Consider the following 19,471-nt stretch of genomic DNA (forward strand, 5'->3'; position numbering starts at 1 on the left):
TGTTTTGTTTCATTCTGCCAATATAGCTTTCAGTTTTTTCCGGCAGTGAAAAATACGGCTCTTTATAGTTCCCAAACTCACGCCGGTTCTTTCCGCTATCTCACGGTATTTGAATCCTGACAGGTACATCTCAAAAGGTATGAAATGTGACTCCGGTACACTTTTGATGGCATTACGTATCTTTTCCAGGTCATAGTTCTTGTCCACCTCCTCTGTACGGGACTCGTCCATGATCCGCGAATAATATGCAGGATCGGAGGATATGTACAGGCGGGTATGACCGACCTCCGCCCGGTAACCGTTGATAAACGTGTTGCGCATGATGATAAACAGCCACCCTTTGAAATTCGTGTTCTTGTTGTAACTTTCTTTGTGAAGCATTGCCTTGAGCAGGGTATCCTGCAACAGGTCTTCCGCCTTCTCCCTGTTAGCTGTCAGTTTGTACGCAAAACGGAACAGTTCGTCCTGTACGCCAAGTAGTTCTTTTTCAAAATTGAATTCCTTCATCGGTTGTGCCGGTTCCCTGTTCCGGAAGTGTCTGTTAAAGGTCGGACGGCTTTTCCGAACAAGAAAAGCCTGTCCGACCTTACGACATTCCAGATCTGGAATTATTTAACCTCGATAGCCTTGAACGTTTTTTGTTTTTCTTCCTCCTTCATTTTCGGGATTTCAATGGACAGAATCCCGTGTTCGACTTTTGCGGAGATCTTATCCTTCTCCACATTTTCAGGCAGCAGGATGGTCTGCTGGAACTTGGAATATGAGAATTCGCGGCGGAGATACTTCTTGTCTTTCTTCTCCTCCTTCTTCTCTTCTTTCTTTTCCATGCAGATTGTCAGGTTGTTGTTCTCGTCAACATTCACCTTGAAATCATCCTTTGTCATTCCGGGAGCCGCCATTTCAACCTTGTAGTCCTTGTCATTCTCAATGACATTGATGGCAGGAGCCGTAACTCCCGTTTTTGCCAGCCACTCATTCTCGAAGAAATCGTTAAAAATACTCGGCAACCAGTTTGAGTTTGTTTTTACAGGTACCATTTTTACCTCCTTTTTTAATTGTTAATAAATAAAATATTCAAAAAGACAATACAATCCAGTCTGATTGACTGACTTTTATCGTCTGATCATACCTTGTTCGGCTACAGCCTTTGTCCGTTTCCGTATCTCTTCCGGGTTTCCAAGGTAGTAGTCCTTGACAAGAACCAGTCTGTCGTCAAATTCAAAGACATAAGGAACCGCCGTAGGCAGGTTCAGGTTGGAAATATCCGTATCGGAAATCCCTTTGAGATGCTTGATGATTCCGCGCAGGCTGTTGCCATGGGCGACTACCAGCAGGCTGTCCTTATACATCAATGCGGGAAAGATGATGCATTCCCAGTAAGGCATGACACGCCCAATAGCATCTTTCAGGGATTCCGTACGGGGAAGTTCCCTATCTGGCACACCGGCATAGCGGATATCCATGCCCGGATTACGGGGATCATCTTTGCCTACCGGAGCGGGAGCCACGTCATAGCTTCTTCGCCAGATGTGTACTTGTTCTTCACCATATTGGACCGTCGTCTCACTCTTATTCAGTCCTTGAAGCATGCCGTAATGCTTCTCGTTCAGCCGCCAGGTCTTTTCAACCGGAATCCAGTCTTCATCCAGCCGGTCCAGGACACAGTTCAACGTTTTTACGGCACGTTTCAAGTAAGAAGTGTAAGCTGCCTCAAAAGAAAATCCGGCCTCCCGTAATGCATCGCCTGCCTTGCAGGCTTCTTCGACTCCTTTCTCGCTTAAATCCACGTCCGTCCATCCGGTAAAACGGTTTTCTTTGTTCCATAGGCTTTCGCCATGACGTAATAACACTATTCTTTTCATGGATACTTCTCCTTTATGCAATGGTTATTGAAGAATCCAGATATACGTCCTGAATGGTGTTCAGAAGTTGAACTCCGTCTTTCATCGGTTTCTGGAAAGCCTTACGACCGCTGATCAGCCCCATACCACCTGCACGCTTGTTTACTACTGCCGTTACGACGGCATCATGCAGGTCGGATTCCCCATGGGATTCCCCGCCCGAGTTGATCAATCCGACACGTCCCATATAGCCATTCGCCACCTGATAACGACAAAGGTCTATCGGATGGTCAGTGGTCAGTTCCGAATACATACGCTCGTTTGTCTTTCCGAATCCGATAGCCTTGAAACCGCCGTTATTGGATGGGAGCTTCTGCTTCACGATATCGGCTTTGATGGTAACCCCGATATGGTTGGCTTGTCCTGTTAAATCGGCAGCGGCATGATAGTCGGTTTCATCCTTTTTGAAGCTGCTGTTTCTCAAATAGCACCATAAAATAGTAGCCATTCCCAGTTCGTGGGCATATTCAAAAGCCTGTGACACTTCTACTATCTGGCGGCGGCTTTGTTCCGAACCGAAATAAATGGTAGCGCCGACAGCTACAGCACCCATGTTCCATGCCTCTTTTACCGTACCGAACATTACCTGGTCGTAGCTGTTCGGATAAGTCAACAGCTCGTTATGGTTCAACTTCACGATGAAAGGAATCTTATGGGCGTACTTACGTGCCACAGCTCCCAGAACTCCGAATGTGGATGCCACGGCGTTGCATCCTCCTTCAATGGCCAGCTTTATGATGTTTTCGGGATCGAAATAAAGCGGATTGGGGGCGAAAGACGCTCCTGCAGAATGTTCTATCCCCTGATCCACCGGCAGGATGGAGACATACCCGGTATTGGCCAAACGCCCGTGCCCGTACAGGGCTTGTAGGCTCTCCAAGGTGCGTATATTCCTGTCGGAATTCATCCATACCTTATCTATCATATCCGGTCCCGGAATATGGATAAGTTGTTTGTCTATCGTCTTACATGTATGGTTCAGGTAGTACTCAGCCTGTCCTCCCAATAAATCTACTATTTTCATCTTATTTATTTTTATTGATTATTCTGGTTTATGACTCCCGTTCACCCAGTTTTGCATCCATAAAAAGGATAGCACTGTCTCCGGCTTTCCTTAGCCGACTAACAATATTGAGTACATTCGCTTCTTCTTCTACCTGCTCACGAACAAATTGCCACAAGAAGTTCTGAGTGGCATTGTCTTTCTCTTCGGATGCTACCTGTACCAATTCATCAATCAGTTTGGAAACATGTTTTTCATGCTCCAAAGCATGTTCGAATACTTCAACAGGGTTACCCCAACCTTGTGGAACCACATCGACCTTGTCCACTTTCGGGGTTGCCTCACGCTTAATCATGTACTCAGCAATGGCATATGCATGCCCGATCTCTTCTGCAGATTGTTTCTGCATCCAGCGAGCCATTCCGGAAAAGCCCTCTCTTTCCAGATAAAAAGACATCGATAAATACAGGTTGGCAGACCATAATTCTGCTGTGATTTGCTCATTCAGGGCATTTTGCAATTTTTCAGTCATGACGAATCAAACTTTTAATGTTAATAATAAATCCAAATTATCTCTCTTCTTTAAGAACAAGCATGGGCTTGTTTCAAAATTTCAATTAATACCGGACGTATCCCGCTGATAAAACATTCCACGGCGATCACCATCAGAATAAGTCCCATCAGTCTCATCATTACATTGTTTCCCGTCTCTCCCAAGATTTTTAAAAGCTGGGTGGACGCGCACAGAATAAAGAATGAAAGAATGCAGACCAAAGCGATTACGCCAAGCAATACTATTTTGAAAGTATATTCCGAAGCATCTTCCATCAATGTTATTCCACTGGAAATCGCTCCCGGACCGCATAACATCGGAATGGCAAGAGGTGTGATGGTTATATCTTTGGAATATTCTTTTCGTTCAGTTTCATTCAGTTTCACATGGGTGAAATGTGCCTGCAACATATCATATCCGATTTTAAAGATGATGATACCTCCCACAATCCGGAATCCGTCTGTTGAGATGCCGAAAAAATGAAACAGGAACCTGCCCGATAATGTAAAAAGGACTAATATGATAAATGCAATGGTACATGCTTTCAAGGCGATACATCTGCGTTCTTTCGTATCCATTCCATCAGTCATTTGCAGGAATACCGGCATCACTCCAAGCGGGTCCATCAAGGTGAATAGCGAAGTGAAACACAATGTTATATATACAAATATATCCATGATGACATATATTTTATTGTCGATTATTATATCGCAAAAAACATACCAGATAGCATTCTGCAATATTAAATTTTGCAGAATATCAATCTTAAATCCATACCGTCAAAAATAAGGTAGTCTCCGTTCGTTTTCCTTGGCGAGGATACGTAATAATTCCATAAATACCGTACTTACATATATACGGTCTGCATACAGCCCGCTGATGAAAGAATGGAAGGACATGTTCACATTCCGGCATAATATGAGAAATGTGTTTACCTGACATGATATGTACTGCTCGTGTTCAAGCAATTCATTCAGGGCATTCAATGGCGTTGTCCATTCATGTGTATCCCGTTTCATTTCATTGATTGCAACACATCCTCCATCATGGCATATCCGATTCATCATCTGATAAACCTTGTTCATATTGTCCTGTGCTTGGGAGTTTAGCCAGGAGCTAAGTATTGGAAGCCGTTCATCTTCAAAATAGACCTGCAATGACAGGTATAAACCGGTTGACCATATTTCTGTATTGATCAACTCATTCATGGCGTTTTCTATTCGTTTATCCATTATCACTCTGAATATTGAAAATCCATTACTAATATTATGTGTTATTCCCTGTATATAAAAATTCCATTCGATTGTGGGTAACCCATAAAACGGAATTCTTAAACGAGGCTTAAATAATAGGATACTTATCCGCATAGACAAATTGTCACAAAAAATAGTGCTATGGTGTCTTTTTGTCTTGTCTTCCTTGCAGAATATCCAATAAGATATCCAGTTCTCTTTCTATTCCTTCAATCTTATCGGAAATACAGTCCAAAGTATTATGGTGCAGACTAGCTTTACAGTCCTGCAACTCTCTTGATAGAGAAAGTACCTGCAACCAAAGTTCTTCCTCTGTGTGACAGGGGGAGTTACTATTATCTAGTACCATAGAAGGAGAAGGCAGAAAAGTGTCTTGGCATGTAATTTGTATGATAATGAACGGTATGTCCCGAAAGAGACAGGATGGAAATGAAAGGATAGAATATTCCACAAAAGACAGTAACAAACGAAGGGGGGGAAGTCGTTGGAGACAGTTGTCTCGCTTTTAAAACAAGTTGCTTTCATAATGTTTATAATAAGCCAACCCTGTTCCCTGGGATTGTGTTTATATAAAGTTAAGCGTGGGAACTTTGGTATTACCGTTCAGAAGTATCCCCATACTCAACAACATATAATACACAAAGCCCCACGCCTATATATAACAAAAATCTATATAAATAGTACGTGGAGCGTCCAATGTATTATCCAATTGTTGTTTCGAAATTGGGGATTTCCTGAACTTGGATAATGCCTTAACGCTTTACTATAAATCTTCTATTTTTAAAAGACTAATACAAATGTAATAAAAGAAATGAATTCTTTCAAAGGAAATATCTCCTTTTTTAAGGGGTGGCTTAATTTTTCTTCATTAAAAGTCTTAGAATTACTGCCTGCCAAAGCCCGTCACAATTTTTTTGAAATCCTCAAGCTGTACATTAAGCTCTATATAGTACAAGCAGAAAAACAGACCATGATGCCGCAGGCAGTATAGGCCATAACCCACTCTTCCGTGAGTATCTTATCTATTTGACAATAATAAAAATGTAAAGGAGGATAATGGCATGGACAATATTCGTATCCCAATACATATAGGTTAACATATAAGGGAAAATGGTCACGGAGTCCACAAACCGTAGAATGAAAAAATATATTTCCATCGTGCACGGTTTATGCCTCTATCCGGATATTTGGCCGGTGCCGCAAAATGCACAATGCATACTCCATAAAAAACACCAGGGAGGAAAAATAAGTCATACTGAACAACGCCTGTCTGTAATGGGTCATGGATACAAATGGACTACAGATAATGGCTGCAATGGATATAACGATACAATCAAGCACAAAATAATGTACGAACGTGCCTATCAGTTGCATTTGGATGAAGCAGTACCACTTCATGCGATGTTTGGTTAGATTGAGTATGGATATAGGGGCTTAAAAATTAGACAGATACAAATTTACTAAAAAAGGAGAGGCTGTCTCAAAAGAGGTGTTTACAAACTTACTTTTGAAGATTTCATCCTTTCAAACTGCTTTTTCGTTGCCATAAGCCTCCTAAGAGGCTACTTTTGCAAGATTATATGCTATGGCTAGCAGGGCGAACTCAATTTCAACCTTCTTAAATCCACGAAGATGGAACCTCTTGAAGTGCTTGTTGTTCTTGAGGTTTCCAAATACGGCTTCCACATCCTGTGGTCGCTGACTGCGATATTTCAGACCTTCATCAGAGAGTAGCTTTTCACGTTCTCTTTCCTTGATTTTCCTCAGACGGTGATTTACCTGTACAATCCTTTCCGAGCGGCTTCTGTAGCACCGGCATCTTAACGGGCAGCCCTTATAGTTACGTGCCTTGTATCTTGATATGGTCTGCACAAAACCGTTGTTTGTTACCCGCCTTGCATCGGAGAGTCTTTCCATTCTCTGTCCCGTAGGACAATACATGCCGTCGGTTTCTTCGTTATGAAAATAATTGTACTTTATAAAGGTTTCAATGCCATGTCTGAAAGCATACAGATAGTTCTCTTCACTTCCGTATCCGGCATCACAGACAGACACGTCAGGGTATCTGCCGTAGAGGGAATGGAAATCATCCATATGCAGAGGATAGGTGGAGGTATCGCCCAACACTGATGGATGGTATAGTTCAGAATGAACTGTTTATTGGTACTGAACTGGGGATTGTATCCGGGTTTGAGTTGTCTGTTCTTCATATGGTCATCTTTCATGCGCATGAAAGTAGCATCATTGTCTGTCTTTGAGTAGCTGTTACGTCCGTCAAGTATCTTTCCCTGCGATTCATATTTCTTGAGCTGTTCAGGCCATGACTTCCTTACACGTCTTACCTTCGCTTTCATCTTCTTGTCAGCATCCACTCCATTCAGGGCATCATCTATCTGCCCGAGTGCCTTTTCCACTTTCTCCGGGGTGATATCCTGATAGGCAACCGGAGCGGAATCACGCAGTTCCTGCTTGGTGAGGGACTCGGCGTATTGCCATATCTCCTCAAGCTGTTCCGCGATTCTGGATATGCGGGTATGTATAGATTTGCCCCCCAGACGAACGTATAACGGTTGGCGTTCACCTCCATCTTCGTCCCGTCAGTACAGGCCACATCCAGACTTACAAAACCTTCCGCCACGAGAAACTTTACAATGGTTGCAAATATCGTCTTCAGCACATCCTTTAGCCGGCTGCTGCGGAAACGGTTGATGGTATTATGGTCAGGAGTTACATTGCCGGTAAGCCACATGAAGCGTATGTCATTACGACAGAACTCTTCTATGCGACGGCTGGAATAGATATTACGCAAATGCATAGACAAGAATCTGAAGCATCATGCGTGGGTGGTACGCAGAACAGCCTTTAGGGGAATACTTACGGTAAAGTGCTTCAAGGTTTATCTGTTCAATGATGCGGTGAACAACCCGGACCGGATCGTTCCGGGGAATAAAATCGCCTAAACATGGAGGTAAAAGCAGATTATCGTTGGATGTGTAACTTTTAAACATTATCTTTGGGATATCTTACTTGATGCCCTAAGATACAAAAAATTAGGGAGATGGGCAAGTTCTGGCTGAGCGAAGTTAGGGCTTACCCGATTTTTTGCAGACACAAAAAAGGCCATCCCAAAGTTTATTTGAGACAGCCTTGTTTATTTTATGTGCAAATGTAACTGTTATCCTAAATAACCATTCAGAATTATTTCAGCATTTCACCTTTTTCGTTGAAAAACACAACGCTTTCGGTTCCGACGGCATCAACCAAAGTTACTTTATAAGTCTTTACGCCATCTTCTGCCACTTCTACGGCTGCTTCCTTAATGGTGGATTCAGCATAGTCTTTCTTGATGGCGTCCTGAACTGCCTGCGGGAGTTCCTTTATATCAATCGGTTTAAACTCGTTCACCATTGCAACGATTTCAACATCTGATGCCATGTTGTTAGCGAATGCTACTGAACTACCTAATCCCATTACCAGTGCTACTGCAAACAATACCTTTTTCATAATGCTAATTATTAAATTGTTAAACATCTTATCGTCTTACGCTAAAGAATAGACAATCACCGTGCCAAATAAATGGATATTTATCATATTGCTGTAAAACAGACCCTTATGAATTATTCATATTGCATAATGCAAATGTCTGATGGGCATTTTTTCTACAATGATGTGGAATGCGATACACATGGCTACACATGGTCTAACGACTGTGAATAAGAGAGTTGAGACGTTAAAATCATGCAGACGGCATGCGAAAGGAGTCGTAACGAAAGTAATCTCTCCATTACGGCTCCTGGTTATTATCCTTCTACTGTTAAAAAGTAATATCCAATTTCACCATGAATGTTATCGAACGATAGCCGCACTCCTTGCTCAACAGGTTGTTCACCATAAACTGGAAAGCGACTCCCTTTGTCACTTTCACGCCGAAGTAATTGCGTATATGTTCGTAAAGGAGATGGCCCATTCGCTGGGATTTGAAAATACGGCGTTCTTCACCCAATTCTTTAAACGGTTCACCGGCTCTACTCCGCAGGAATATAGAAAACATTAATCTGCCAGATACCTTTTCATTCGCGGCGAGTACTCTGTCCGGTAGTTTCCGCAACTGTCCGTATAGATAATGAAATTGTCAATTTCCGGATGCTCTTTCTACAACTGACGGGCTTTGCGGCTCCCCAACGTCATAAAGGCCGTTGCATAGGCATCAGCAAGCATGCACTGATGGGCAATAATTGTAGCACTCAATATATCCTTTTGAACCGGATATCCTGTTATCGGATTGATGGCATGAGCGTATTTCCTTCCATCTTTCAGATAGAAATTACGGTAGTTGCCGGAAGTTGCGAGTCCCAGCCGTTCCGACAGTTGCACAATTTGTTCAAGCTCGGAGTTTGTTCCGGTACTGTCATCCTTCGGTCTGACAATGCCAATGCACCAATTCCACCCTTGCGGGTTCTTTCCTTTCGCTATCATTTCGCCGCCGATGTCTATCATATAGTTCGATATGCCTTTGCGGTCGAACAAACACGCGATTATGTTACAGATAGTACCGCCGCCGAGCACCGAGAAATTGAGCAGGATGCGGGGATCGTCTTTCATCACACGGTTGCCCTGTAAACGCACTTTTCGGAAGCCTACAAAGTGGCGGATACTGTCTACGAGTTGCGGAGTGATGCTGTCAAACTTTGTAAAGCCAAATCCCCACAGGTTGATAAGCGGTGCACAAGTTACGTCAAATATCCCGCCTGTTTGTTCCGACGCTTGCATGGCTGTGCGGAAAGGATTGCATCAAGTTATATATCTTACGATGTTTTTTGTGCCAAGTGTATCTCTATGTAGAATACATTTCTAATTAGCTAAGCGATATATGAAACTAATCTTATCGAAAATTTTGTCCGTATCTTCTCCGACCTTTGGGTTAATCAGTTCAGCATATATCTGCATAGAAAAGATTGATTTTGTGTCCTAATACTTTTGTAAAGTTTCTTATGGCACGCCTTTTAATATACCCGAAACAACAAAGGTATAATGTCCGATATGAAAAAAACTGGATTTTTATTGAAGCGAATCAATTCTTTTATTATTTTTACCTTTCCTTCCATAACCAACGTGGTGCGCCGCTGCGCCCTGCAGCTGCTCATGTCGAAACAGAAAACACTGGACAAGCAGACGCTGAAGGAAGCCTTACAGAAAGAAACACAGAAAATGTGAAATTATTACGTGGACTCCGACGGACCGCCCTGCTTGTGTTACCGGCTGCCTTGCCCGGGATGAACCTTTGAGATGCAACCGCCAGACAAAGGGGAAGAGGAACACTTCCATACCCGTAACCCGGCAGGACAGTCTTATGCCAGGGACACAACTATAGAAAAAAGGACAGACCTGATAGTAAGATGCGTTTGGCAAAAAAGGAAATGATGAATATTAATAATAGAAAAAAACATTTGTTCCGCAAAGCATACGCGGATATGTACATAAAAGAAGAGAAATATCTTCAAAAGGAGGATTGTTTTCCAGCCCCCCATTACTGGTAGTTTTTAGGAGATAAAGCCTAAGGATATTTTGTTTTTCTCACTTGAAAACCTTATTTTTGCATAACAAAAACGTCCTTTGAATGTATGCAAGATGAAACAAGCCGCTGAATTTCGCTCGTTTCTAAATAGTTACCTATTAAATAAAAATAACAAGAGAACTATTTAATTTTCAGTTAGATAGCAAAAGCATTGTGTTTCCTTACGTGAAAGGTCACTTTCTTGTTCTTGATGCCGGCGGCTAAAGTCCAGCCTTTTAATACCTGACATATAATCGTGAGGCTAGGTAGATGGAATATCAAGCCGAGCCTGTCATTCTCATTCTCCCTTGCGGGAAGGTATTTTATCGCTTCCTCGGACAATGGGAGATAAATAGCCTCTTTCGTCTTTCTCTGTATGATCTGTAAACGGAATTTATCATTTCCGTCTTTTTGCATATCTTCCCATCCAAGAGCGGTCAAGTCGCTGATCCGGAGTCCGCAGAAACAGCAGAACAGAAAAGCCTTTTTTACCTCTGGGCATGCGCAATCTGTCCAGATTAACCTCTTTAGTTCCTCTAGGGTCAAATAAGTACGCAGGCTGGTAGGTTTGTGAGGTTTTTCGTCTGTATCCAGCAAACTACAAGGATTCGAGAGGATCAGTCCTTTTTTGACCGCCTTATTGAGTGTGACATTCAGGAGCCGGTAATAACCGTGAATCGTGAAGTCGCTTTTGAGGTAGGGTTGTTTACGCAAGTGAGTGATGAAACCTTTCACGAAACCGGTATCTATGTCCTTAAGCAGGCATTGCGGCATATAGTCTCTAAGATGATTGGCCAGACTTCTTAATCGTAGGGAATAGGCTTTGTCGCCATGCGCGGATTTATCGGTGGACAATTCCGAGAGGAATTCTAAAAGTGTTTTTTTCCCGAGCCCGTTTATCATACGGACACCATAAATCTCGTTCTGAAGATCAATGATCCGTTGTGCCTTGATACTATTGGCCAAGCGCAAAGTGATCCGGTTCTTATCACGGTCTTCAGGGAAACGTTCCGGGGTGAGGTAGAGCTTGAGGAACTCATAATACCTCTTTCCTTTGTAATAGATGTCCAGATATATGGACTGGTTTGCGTTCGACAGTTTCTTGAACCGGAGCTTTACGGGCTCTTTCGCTTTCATCTCATTCTTTTTTCTTGCCATGATTTTGCTGAATTTAAGTGATTATGTATATTTGTTACTAGGATGATCCGAGTACCACCCCGGTAGCATAAAATACACGGATTGAGCCTGTTTTTGTAGGTGAAAGTTGCAAAAGGTAGGGAAACCTATCACTTTTATGAAATTGATACATTTGTCTCTTATTATAGAGAGTTCTGCCTATCAGCACCACGATATATCCTTTCTATTTTTGTCACATATTAATGTGAGAACAAAAAATATTATACTATGAGATTCAAGAAATACATTCTTTTATCGTTGGTGCTATGCGGATTTGCCGCTTGTTCCGATGATAATGAAATAGAAATTCCAAAGGCTCCTGTCTTAGAGAAAGCTCAACTAGCTTTGGCTATCAAGAGTGAGGAAGGGGCGGTTACGAAGGCCGGAGAAACTACTCCAACGGATGCGGACGTGAATACGCTAACGGTTGGGGTGTTTGGAGTTGATGGATGGAGTGTGATATATACAAAAGATGCTACTCCTAACTCTGATGGGACAAAGGATGTCGGTCCGCAAGAAGTGTATGCGGGTGAAGCTCATGTAGTGGTTGTGGCGAACGCTGCCCCTGTTATCCAAACCGAATTGGCAAAGGCTAAGGATATAACTGACTTTATTGAAACAACAATCAATCTGTCTGACGAGACTTTGACAAAAGGCTTGACGATGAGTAGTAAAGTGCTTAACGTGACATTAGTGGCAAATACGACCAACTATATTGGTTATGATGATGAGGTCGGTGATATAACGGTAAAAGATATTTCTGGTAAGGAAGTTTATGGCGCAGGCCCGGTTCCCTTGGTTCGAGATGTCGCTTCGATCGCTTTGGCTGGTGCAGACATAGGTAATCCAGAAAATGCGAATTATGAAAGTAAGTCCTTCGTTTTGAAGGAGGTCTTTATCGCTAGTGCGAAAGGTGTATCAAGCGTAGCTTCTACTGAGGAGTGGGGGACGATCGAGAAAGATTTTTTTGGAGATACCCATTTTGGATACTTAGATTATAAGGTAGGTCTACTATTTCTAACGTCTCCGAATAATATCGACGAAGGTTCTTACAAAAAAGGGCTCCAGACGAAATATGACGCATTGGCAAAGAAGCATGTTGAGAATGATCCAGCCTTGAATCATGAATTTTATGTTTACGAGAATACAAAGGGTGAGGTGAAGTCCGGTGAATCTAACGTCAATGAGGCTTATGCCAACCATACCTTATTGATCGTAAAAGGTGATTATACCTATCTACCGCAAGGTGCGAAAGAATCTATTACGAAAGAGAATTGTTATTATGCGATTCCTGTCGGAGAAGAAGTGACGATTGATGGCACGGAAAAAAGGAGTAAGTTTTACGTCCAACGTAACTACAAATACGAGATCTCTTTAACGATTATCGGCCCCGGTTCCGAGATCCCATATGACCCGATGATCTCCACCAATGTGAGCGCATCCGTGAAAGTGGAGCCATGGAACGTGAAGACTATCCATGAGGAAGTAGAATAAAGCAATATAGGGTAAAATAATTGATAAGAAAAAATTAGGATTATGAAACACATACTGTTTACAAAGGAATTGCTTCTCTTGGTTGTGGCTTTGTTCGCTATTATAGCGACTAGCTGCATCAAGGAGGATTTGGATCAATGCTATACGCTCAAACTGAAGGTCGAGAATATCAAGGGAGACGATATAACGGAATACGGATGGATGGAATCTACCGATCTGTATATATTCGACGAGAATCTGAATTACTTGGAGAAACGTAGCTTGGATAAGAACTTTATCCGTTCCCGCAATGAGATCGTTTTGGATGGCTATACCGCCGATCGTAGTCTACGTATCGTGGCATGGGGCAACGTGAATGCCTTGGGTGAAAAGCAATCCGTATCGGAGGCCCAGACCATAGAGGACTTGAAAGTGATGTTGAAAAGCCAAGATGGTTTGGCGGTTACCCCGGACAGCCTTTATTATGGTAGCGAACAAGTGTTGACAAAAGCCGGAGGCGTAGCGAAGGAGACTGAGATCGTGATTCGTCCGAAAGTGGGTACGGTCACGATCGAGACCCGAGGGTTGCAAGAGCAACTCGGCAGGATGGGGTTGAGAAGTTCCGTGGATTGCGACTTCTACTTGAATAATACATTAAGTGGTTTTGATTACCGTGGCACGCAGATTGGCGATAGCGTATATTATAATCCGGAAGGTGCATGGAACGAGTCCGGGGTTGAATGGATAACCCCTACTATGCAAACCGCTTGTCCGGGACAGGATATGGCTGTGTCGATAAGCGCCAATGGAGTCTCGTTAGGCTCGGCCAAGGTAGACGAGAACGGTGATCCTATTTATACGAGCGCGGGAGAGAATACCCATCTGATCCTTGAATGGGGTGAGGGCGGAACCTTATCCGTCCGGGCAACCGTTCGTCCTTGGGGAGTAGTGGAAGAAGATATTCCGATGCATTAAAGGGTACCTCATCATATATAATTAAGAAATACGATACGAACATGAAATTATTAGCGAACATATTTTTATCCGGTTTGGCGATTCTCGCTTGTGTGAGTTGTTCTAAAGATGAGGATCCGGTTCTTCCCTTAGAAGGCGCTAAGCTGTCCGTCGCTGTCAAGGCATCCGGTACGGCTACGAAAGCCTATAACCCCAATGACGTGAATGAGTTGGAGGGTGAGGCTTATATCAATAATTTGGCTGTGGTAGTATTTAATGAGACCGGCACGGAACTGCTCGGTTATAAATGGGAGGCTCTTTCCGGGGCGGAACATTCCGCCATAATAGCCGATGTGCCGACAACGAAGGCTGTCCGGGCACGGATCATTGTCTTGGCGAACGTGCCGAGAGATTTATTATCTACCGTTTCTACCTACGATGAGTTCCAGACTCGCTTGGTAGACCTCTCCTCGCAATCGCAAACGAACCTAACGATGAGTAGTCAAGTGATCGTTACAAAATCCGCTTTATCTGAGGAAGATAACTATTTAGGATATACGGATCTTGGCGATCAGAATGTGGATGGCATCTCCGACCCGATCCTTTTGACCCGTGTAGCCGCACGTATTGATTTGGTGAATATATCCACTCGTTTTGCCGGAACGCCGTTCGCCGGACGTGAGGTGCGAATCGATGCGGTAGGCATCTACAATATGAAGACAAAGTCTTACTATTTCAGTGAGGCGGATTGGGGAGAGACAGAGGCTCCCGATGCCGTGCGAAATTCGGAAGATACCTCGTTCGAGGATCTGTTGGTAAATGATGGCACTTCGATATCCAATACGCCATTCGTTCATTATGTAATGGAAAATATGAAAAGCGACGATCACACGATGATCGCCGTAAAAGCTACCTTACGGGGAAATTCCAGTTATCAGGACCATACGAAAATCTTCACGGCGGTGATCAATGCGGGTGGCTTGCAGAACGGCTATGATCATAATTTCATCCGTCGCAACTACGTTTACCGTCTCCGTATTTATTTTGACGGCGAAAGTTTCGACAATATTCCCGTAACGCCAGACCCGGGCCCAGGTCCGGATCCGGAACCCGAGGTAGATACCAACTTGAATATAGCCGTGCAGGTAGTAGGCTGGGGCCCGGTAATGCAGCATCCGGTAATAGACTAAGTAATGGAATCATAGGGAATGAAATTTAGTATAAACAAGAAAAAACAAAAGGATATGAAACTAAGACATTTATTATTAGCCTCCTTCGCCGTATGCACTTTTGCCTCCTGCTCGGACGATAGCTCGAATGGCATCGAGATACCGGAAGAAAACTATCAGATGATAGATGCGAACGTCTCTCTTACCGCTACGGCTTTGGATGGGATACAGACAAAAGCGACAACGGAAGTAGGCAGTGGAAACGAGCAATTTATAAGGAGCCTGACCGCTTATTTATTTTATGCGGATAATGACGGTGATGCGGCTAACGATAAATTTGCGGCCATGAAAACAGTGGAGGCTTCCGGCTCTGAAAAGTTGCGAACGATTGAAGATATCGTTGTTAAAGTGAAGGCTATGGCGGCAGGTGAAGTTTCTTCTACGCAATTGAAAGTGGTAATCTTTGCGAATACAGCGCTTGATAAAATTCCTTCTACATGGGGGGATATAACGAACGGCGAGCTTTCGAATATCGTAAGTTTTGCGGATGTACATGCGTCAACTCAAGCTACTTATGTCCCGATGTTTAGCCAGATTGTCACAATCGGTGGGCTTGTGGCTGGGACGGATTACGATAATTGGGTAATAGCTAATGATCAGTCTATTAAGAATACAAAACAAGCTGATATAGGCTCCAATCATACGACAATCATTAAAAACGGCGACAAATGGACTGAGGGTGATGCTTATTATCCTGAGGAGAACTCGACTGATAATATTTCCTTAACCCGCCATGTAGCCCGGGTGCAGTTAGAGGGATTGGATTGCAATTTCACGCAGAGTTATGAAGGTGCTACATTTACATTGACAGGCGTATACGTAGCGAATGTTAGTACTAAGTCTAAATTGTATGGTGACGCTACGGCTTACTCATTGGAGCAAGCCGCCGGCCCTTTCAGCCATGGATGTGATTATATACGTGATGATTATTACTTGGTGAAGGGTACAAACAATGTCGCTCAGTTTGCCAAAGAGATCAAGGAGCAGGTTTCTATAAACATGGTAAGTAATAATCACAGTAAGAACATGAGTGGCAGTGAGGTCAATTATTCCGGACCCGCATGGCAAACGTTCTCTGATAAGACAACCTCCGGTACAAATAACAGCAGTCTTCCGGAAATGGCTCAATTTTACGTATATGAGTATAATGGAACAACACACGACATGACAAAAGATCCAGAGCCTAGCGATGCTCCTACCGGAAATATCCAAACCCTGTTGATCCTTAAAGGGACTTGGACAAATAATGGAGTGGTCAAAGAGAACCGTTATTACCGTATCCCTATTAGCGATGGTGCTGCTATAGGCGTACAACGCAATAATATATATAAGGTATATGCCACTATTACCGGCGAGGGTTCCAAGGATCCCGATACTAGCGAGTTGAACGCTTGCATCAGCTTTAGCGTAAAGGTGCAGCCTTGGACAGTCATTACGCAACATGAGGATGACGTGAATTGATTAAGTTCTTTTATATTTAAATAAACAGCGAAAGGCGGGGTTCGGAATTTCCGGGCTCCGTTTTTTTGTCCTATGATGGATGGATTTGCGCCCTGCATAGGTATCCCTATCGCCTAAGATAGCTTTAGCCACACCCTTAAAACGCTACTTCCAATATGCTAGTTTTACCCCTTAAAGTTGAAAGTTACGCCTATCGTGCCGAATAATGGATTCCTCTAATTTTGCTAGCGTAAAACAAGAGAAAAATTCAATCCATTATGAAAATAAAGAATATACTAGCATTGTTATGCTTCCTTTGCATCGGAGTGTCCTGCTCCATGGAAGACGATATTTTGAATAACGTGGATATGGGAGGCGTTGGGACGAATATCGCAAACACCGAGGCCGTTTTTGCCTTCTCTCTTTCCGGCAATAGCTCTATGACCAAGGCTGGTGAAATAACGGAAAATCCCAATGATGTTACTTCTACGGAATCTTCTATCAGTAATTGTTTTGTAGCTATTATTAAAGATGACAATGTATTGTCTTCTTATTGGTACGCAACGAGCGATTTGCAGACGAGTAGCGAGTCCTTTACTACGGATATCGAGCGCCACATGATCGTGAAAGTGCCAAGTGATAAGCCGGCACTTACGGCTTATGCGGTGGCGAACCTGACACAGACGACTGCCGATAAGTTATTGGCTTGTACAACCATAGCGGATATTCAAGATGTAGAGTTGGCAGAACATCCTAATTTTCTAGTAAAAGTAGGAGAACAACCCATTGGATCTTATAAAACAACTACTCAATTGGCTACTCACGATGACGGGAATTGTAACAAAATAACAATTCCCGTATCGCAGAGAGTTGCGGCGTTTGAACTGGCTTCCTTCAAGGTGGTAGACACGAGTAAAGAAAAGGTGGATGGTGAGTATCCGGTAGTACCGAATGTAGAGGTCGTTTCCGTACAGATGCTGAACATTAAGCTAAGCGCTAAAGTGGTAGGTGAGTATGGTAGCTCTTTTTCCGGAGTAGATGATAATATTCTGAAGCCAACCGATGTGAACCAGAGTGATCCGAAGAAAGACATTTACGGTACTTACGATAAGATCCGTTTTTATGGCTATGATAATACGGATGTAGATCGTCAGACTTTCATGAAAATAACCTATAAGGTCGATGGTGCGGTAATGGATCGTACCTATCCGATCAAGACAAAGCCGGGAGATGCGGTGAAGGTTGTTGGGGGGAATCTCTATAAGTTATCTGTGACAATAGGTAATGCCAGCGAGGATATTGATTTTGTAATTGAAGATTGGATACCGAATACCTTGAGTGTCGGTGATATTTTTGGAGAACCAGTTAAGTAAACAGGGTAAAATAAACATAACATGAAGCAGTTAAAAGATATAGTATTGACAGGATTTTTGGCGCTCTTGGCCTTTACCGCATGTACGGAAGAGAAGCTGATAGATGAGCGACCGATGGAAACAGGTACGGTTTCGATCTCTTTCTCTACTGAGGGCGTGGAGACGAAAGTGATAAATGCCGATGGTACTTATCAGTACGCTACGGCGGATGAACTTAACATAAACAATATTTTTGTCTCTATCTTCAAGAAGGTAGATAACGAGTGGAAATACTTGATTTCTAAGACCGGAACCTTAGGTGATGGCAGTTTTGTCGGGACACAAAGTTCCGGCTCCTTTAAACTGACCGGTTTGACCTTGCCGCTTAACACGGAACTGAAGGTGGTAGCTATCGTGAATCCATTGGAGGACAAGGTTGCGTCTTATGCGGAAATGGACTATGCGACATTATGTGAAGAATCCGTATCATATACATCTTTAGGGGGAACCGATTATTATACATTCGATCCTAAAACCTTGATAAAGGTCGGAGAGGGGGAGATGACATTAACGTTGACAGATGGATTGATTACGGGAGGTAAGACGGTTAGCCTAAAACAACTGGCGGCGAAGGTACATCTGGAGCTAGAGGTAGATTTGCCGGAGCTGGAAGGTTCTACGACAACGAGTGATTGGAATCTGGGAGGTTTTGCTTTGACGGAATTAACAGCCGTGCTGACTAAAGAGTTAATGAACAGTGCTTCAAATAGCAGTAATGCTGTCACCATTTATAAGTTGGATGGGAAGCTTGGTGCTGTAGGCAAAAATGGTAGAATTCCGGCGGGGGCTGTAGAAATAGCGAAGGCTATGAATGGAAATGGTTGTTCGCATGTAGGATGTAACGTGGGCACAACGATTGGCGACAAATGTGCTCATCTAACGATAACGTTAGAGGGGGGAATAACAGTTGAGAAAATAGAGACGACTCCTAAATGGCTCTTTAGCTTGAAAACAATTCAGATTCTGAATGTGAATACAGAATCAAACTTGATTATATCCGAGAACGAGAAAAATCTCTTGTCTAAATTACTTGACAGCCAACTAAAAACAATAAATAAAGCGTGCTCCACTGTAGAGGTTGTTCTTTATACGTATGAGAGAGAGAAAGTCGCCGATTTGCAGAATGCTCTGACAGTCAATCTGGTCGGTGAGTTTGCGTTGGGTGCGGATATAAAGAAATATATTTATAAGATGAAAGGAAATTTCTTGCATCCTTATTGGGAAAACGGTTCAGGATGGGGAGATGGGAGTTCGGAGTTTTATCTATATCAAGATGATTTGGAGCTTGAGGGTGAGCCTAGCTCCAGTGAGGAGATCACCTCCGGAGGTGAGGGTACGGATTACAAATACTCCATCCCAATCAACCCTGAATATAAAGCGGATGAATGCACGGACGGTTTGATCCACGGTAACTATTATCATGTGACAGGAATGTTGAAACAATCAACAGGTGAATTTAAGATATGGGTAGCTCCTTGGGCTGGGAAAGATGTTAGCGCAAACTTTAATTAAACAGTAAATAG

General features: G+C 43.1%; 20 protein-coding genes and 2 pseudogenes. 8 read left to right on the forward strand and 14 right to left on the reverse strand.

Translation table 11 applies throughout. The features are described 5' to 3' along the window. Window positions 1-9: 9 nt before the first annotated feature. The 8 genes from NBH07_RS17145 to NBH07_RS22665 all read right to left on the reverse strand — a co-directional run bounded on the left by NBH07_RS17145 (window position 10) and on the right by NBH07_RS22665 (window position 5,059). Complete coding sequence (locus NBH07_RS17145; protein ID WP_005825799.1) at window positions 10-507, reverse strand: RNA polymerase sigma factor; 498 nt, start codon at window positions 505-507, stop codon at window positions 10-12. Between the two features lie 101 nt (window positions 508-608). Then, window positions 609-1,037 carry an Hsp20/alpha crystallin family protein gene (locus tag NBH07_RS17150; protein WP_005825798.1) on the reverse strand — a complete coding sequence of 143 codons (429 nt, stop codon included), beginning with the start codon at window positions 1,035-1,037 and terminating at the stop codon, window positions 609-611. A 75-nt stretch (window positions 1,038-1,112) separates the two neighbouring features. Next, window positions 1,113-1,862: a 2,3-diphosphoglycerate-dependent phosphoglycerate mutase gene (gene gpmA / locus NBH07_RS17155; protein ID WP_005825796.1), complete on the reverse strand. Its 750-nt coding sequence runs from the start codon at window positions 1,860-1,862 to the stop codon at window positions 1,113-1,115. Between the two features lie 13 nt (window positions 1,863-1,875). Continuing rightward, the gene (locus tag NBH07_RS17160; protein ID WP_005825795.1) at window positions 1,876-2,925 is read right to left on the reverse strand and encodes a class I fructose-bisphosphate aldolase; all 1,050 of its coding nucleotides are present in this window, start codon (window positions 2,923-2,925) and stop codon (window positions 1,876-1,878) included. A 28-nt stretch (window positions 2,926-2,953) separates the two neighbouring features. Further along, window positions 2,954-3,436: a ferritin gene (locus tag NBH07_RS17165; protein WP_005859444.1), complete on the reverse strand. Its 483-nt coding sequence runs from the start codon at window positions 3,434-3,436 to the stop codon at window positions 2,954-2,956. A 50-nt stretch (window positions 3,437-3,486) separates the two neighbouring features. Further along, window positions 3,487-4,134 (reverse strand): MarC family protein, encoded by a 648-nt coding sequence (locus NBH07_RS17170; RefSeq protein WP_005851956.1) that lies wholly within the window; start codon window positions 4,132-4,134, stop codon window positions 3,487-3,489. Between the two features lie 102 nt (window positions 4,135-4,236). After that, window positions 4,237-4,689, reverse strand: coding sequence for a ferritin-like domain-containing protein (locus NBH07_RS17175; RefSeq protein WP_008777875.1), 453 nt, complete (start codon window positions 4,687-4,689; stop codon window positions 4,237-4,239). 160 nt (window positions 4,690-4,849) lie between these two features. Beyond that, window positions 4,850-5,059 carry a hypothetical protein gene (locus tag NBH07_RS22665; RefSeq protein ID WP_005654431.1) on the reverse strand — a complete coding sequence of 70 codons (210 nt, stop codon included), beginning with the start codon at window positions 5,057-5,059 and terminating at the stop codon, window positions 4,850-4,852. A 788-nt stretch (window positions 5,060-5,847) separates the two neighbouring features. Here NBH07_RS22665 and NBH07_RS17180 point away from each other — a divergent pair. Continuing rightward, entirely contained in the window at window positions 5,848-6,123 is a 276-nt protein-coding gene (locus tag NBH07_RS17180) for a hypothetical protein (protein WP_151881457.1), read from the forward strand. A 141-nt stretch (window positions 6,124-6,264) separates the two neighbouring features. On the opposite strand, the pseudogene NBH07_RS17185 reads toward NBH07_RS17180, so the two are convergent. The 5 genes and pseudogenes from NBH07_RS17185 to NBH07_RS17205 all read right to left on the reverse strand — a co-directional run. Further along, a pseudogene (locus NBH07_RS17185) lies at window positions 6,265-7,718 on the reverse strand (IS1182 family transposase). A 190-nt stretch (window positions 7,719-7,908) separates the two neighbouring features. Further along, the gene (locus NBH07_RS17190; RefSeq protein ID WP_005859437.1) at window positions 7,909-8,214 is read right to left on the reverse strand and encodes a hypothetical protein; all 306 of its coding nucleotides are present in this window, start codon (window positions 8,212-8,214) and stop codon (window positions 7,909-7,911) included. A gap of 310 nt (window positions 8,215-8,524) precedes the next feature. After that, a complete protein-coding gene (locus NBH07_RS22760) occupies window positions 8,525-8,761 on the reverse strand; it encodes a hypothetical protein (protein WP_010185707.1) in 237 nt (78 codons plus the stop codon). A gap of 101 nt (window positions 8,762-8,862) precedes the next feature. Then, entirely contained in the window at window positions 8,863-9,480 is a 618-nt protein-coding gene (locus NBH07_RS17200) for an FAD:protein FMN transferase (RefSeq protein ID WP_005825771.1), read from the reverse strand. Between the two features lie 81 nt (window positions 9,481-9,561). Further along, window positions 9,562-9,753, reverse strand: a pseudogene (locus tag NBH07_RS17205) (site-specific integrase); the annotation flags it as partial. On the opposite strand from NBH07_RS17205, the gene NBH07_RS22765 reads away from it, so the two are divergent. Then, entirely contained in the window at window positions 9,751-9,924 is a 174-nt protein-coding gene (locus tag NBH07_RS22765; protein WP_005859435.1) for a hypothetical protein, read from the forward strand. The pseudogene NBH07_RS17205 and the gene NBH07_RS22765 overlap by 3 nt on opposite strands. A gap of 496 nt (window positions 9,925-10,420) precedes the next feature. Here NBH07_RS22765 and NBH07_RS17215 read toward each other — a convergent pair whose 3' ends face one another. Then, the gene (locus NBH07_RS17215; protein ID WP_250833563.1) at window positions 10,421-11,422 is read right to left on the reverse strand and encodes a site-specific integrase; all 1,002 of its coding nucleotides are present in this window, start codon (window positions 11,420-11,422) and stop codon (window positions 10,421-10,423) included. A 246-nt stretch (window positions 11,423-11,668) separates the two neighbouring features. Between NBH07_RS17215 and NBH07_RS17220 the strand changes: the two genes are divergently transcribed. The 6 genes from NBH07_RS17220 (at window position 11,669) to NBH07_RS17245 (ending at window position 19,460) form a co-directional block, all read left to right on the forward strand. Continuing rightward, window positions 11,669-12,934 carry a fimbrial protein gene (locus NBH07_RS17220; RefSeq protein WP_009016906.1) on the forward strand — a complete coding sequence of 422 codons (1,266 nt, stop codon included), beginning with the start codon at window positions 11,669-11,671 and terminating at the stop codon, window positions 12,932-12,934. Between the two features lie 42 nt (window positions 12,935-12,976). After that, window positions 12,977-13,888, forward strand: coding sequence for a FimB/Mfa2 family fimbrial subunit (locus tag NBH07_RS17225; protein WP_009016907.1), 912 nt, complete (start codon window positions 12,977-12,979; stop codon window positions 13,886-13,888). Window positions 13,889-13,929: 41 nt separating this feature from the next. Next, window positions 13,930-15,057 (forward strand): fimbrial protein, encoded by a 1,128-nt coding sequence (locus tag NBH07_RS17230; RefSeq protein WP_009016908.1) that lies wholly within the window; start codon window positions 13,930-13,932, stop codon window positions 15,055-15,057. A gap of 54 nt (window positions 15,058-15,111) precedes the next feature. Next, window positions 15,112-16,557, forward strand: a complete 1,446-nt coding sequence (locus tag NBH07_RS17235; RefSeq protein WP_039848572.1) for a fimbrial protein — start codon at window positions 15,112-15,114, stop codon at window positions 16,555-16,557. A gap of 257 nt (window positions 16,558-16,814) precedes the next feature. Further along, a complete protein-coding gene (locus tag NBH07_RS17240; protein WP_009016910.1) occupies window positions 16,815-17,909 on the forward strand; it encodes a hypothetical protein in 1,095 nt (364 codons plus the stop codon). A gap of 21 nt (window positions 17,910-17,930) precedes the next feature. Then, window positions 17,931-19,460, forward strand: a complete 1,530-nt coding sequence (locus NBH07_RS17245) for a hypothetical protein (protein WP_009016911.1) — start codon at window positions 17,931-17,933, stop codon at window positions 19,458-19,460. The last annotated feature ends 11 nt before the right edge of the window (window positions 19,461-19,471 follow it).

The sequence above is a fragment of the Parabacteroides sp. B2-S-102 genome (genome assembly GCF_023656665.1).
Taxonomy (GTDB): Bacteria; Bacteroidota; Bacteroidia; order Bacteroidales; family Tannerellaceae; genus Parabacteroides; species Parabacteroides distasonis.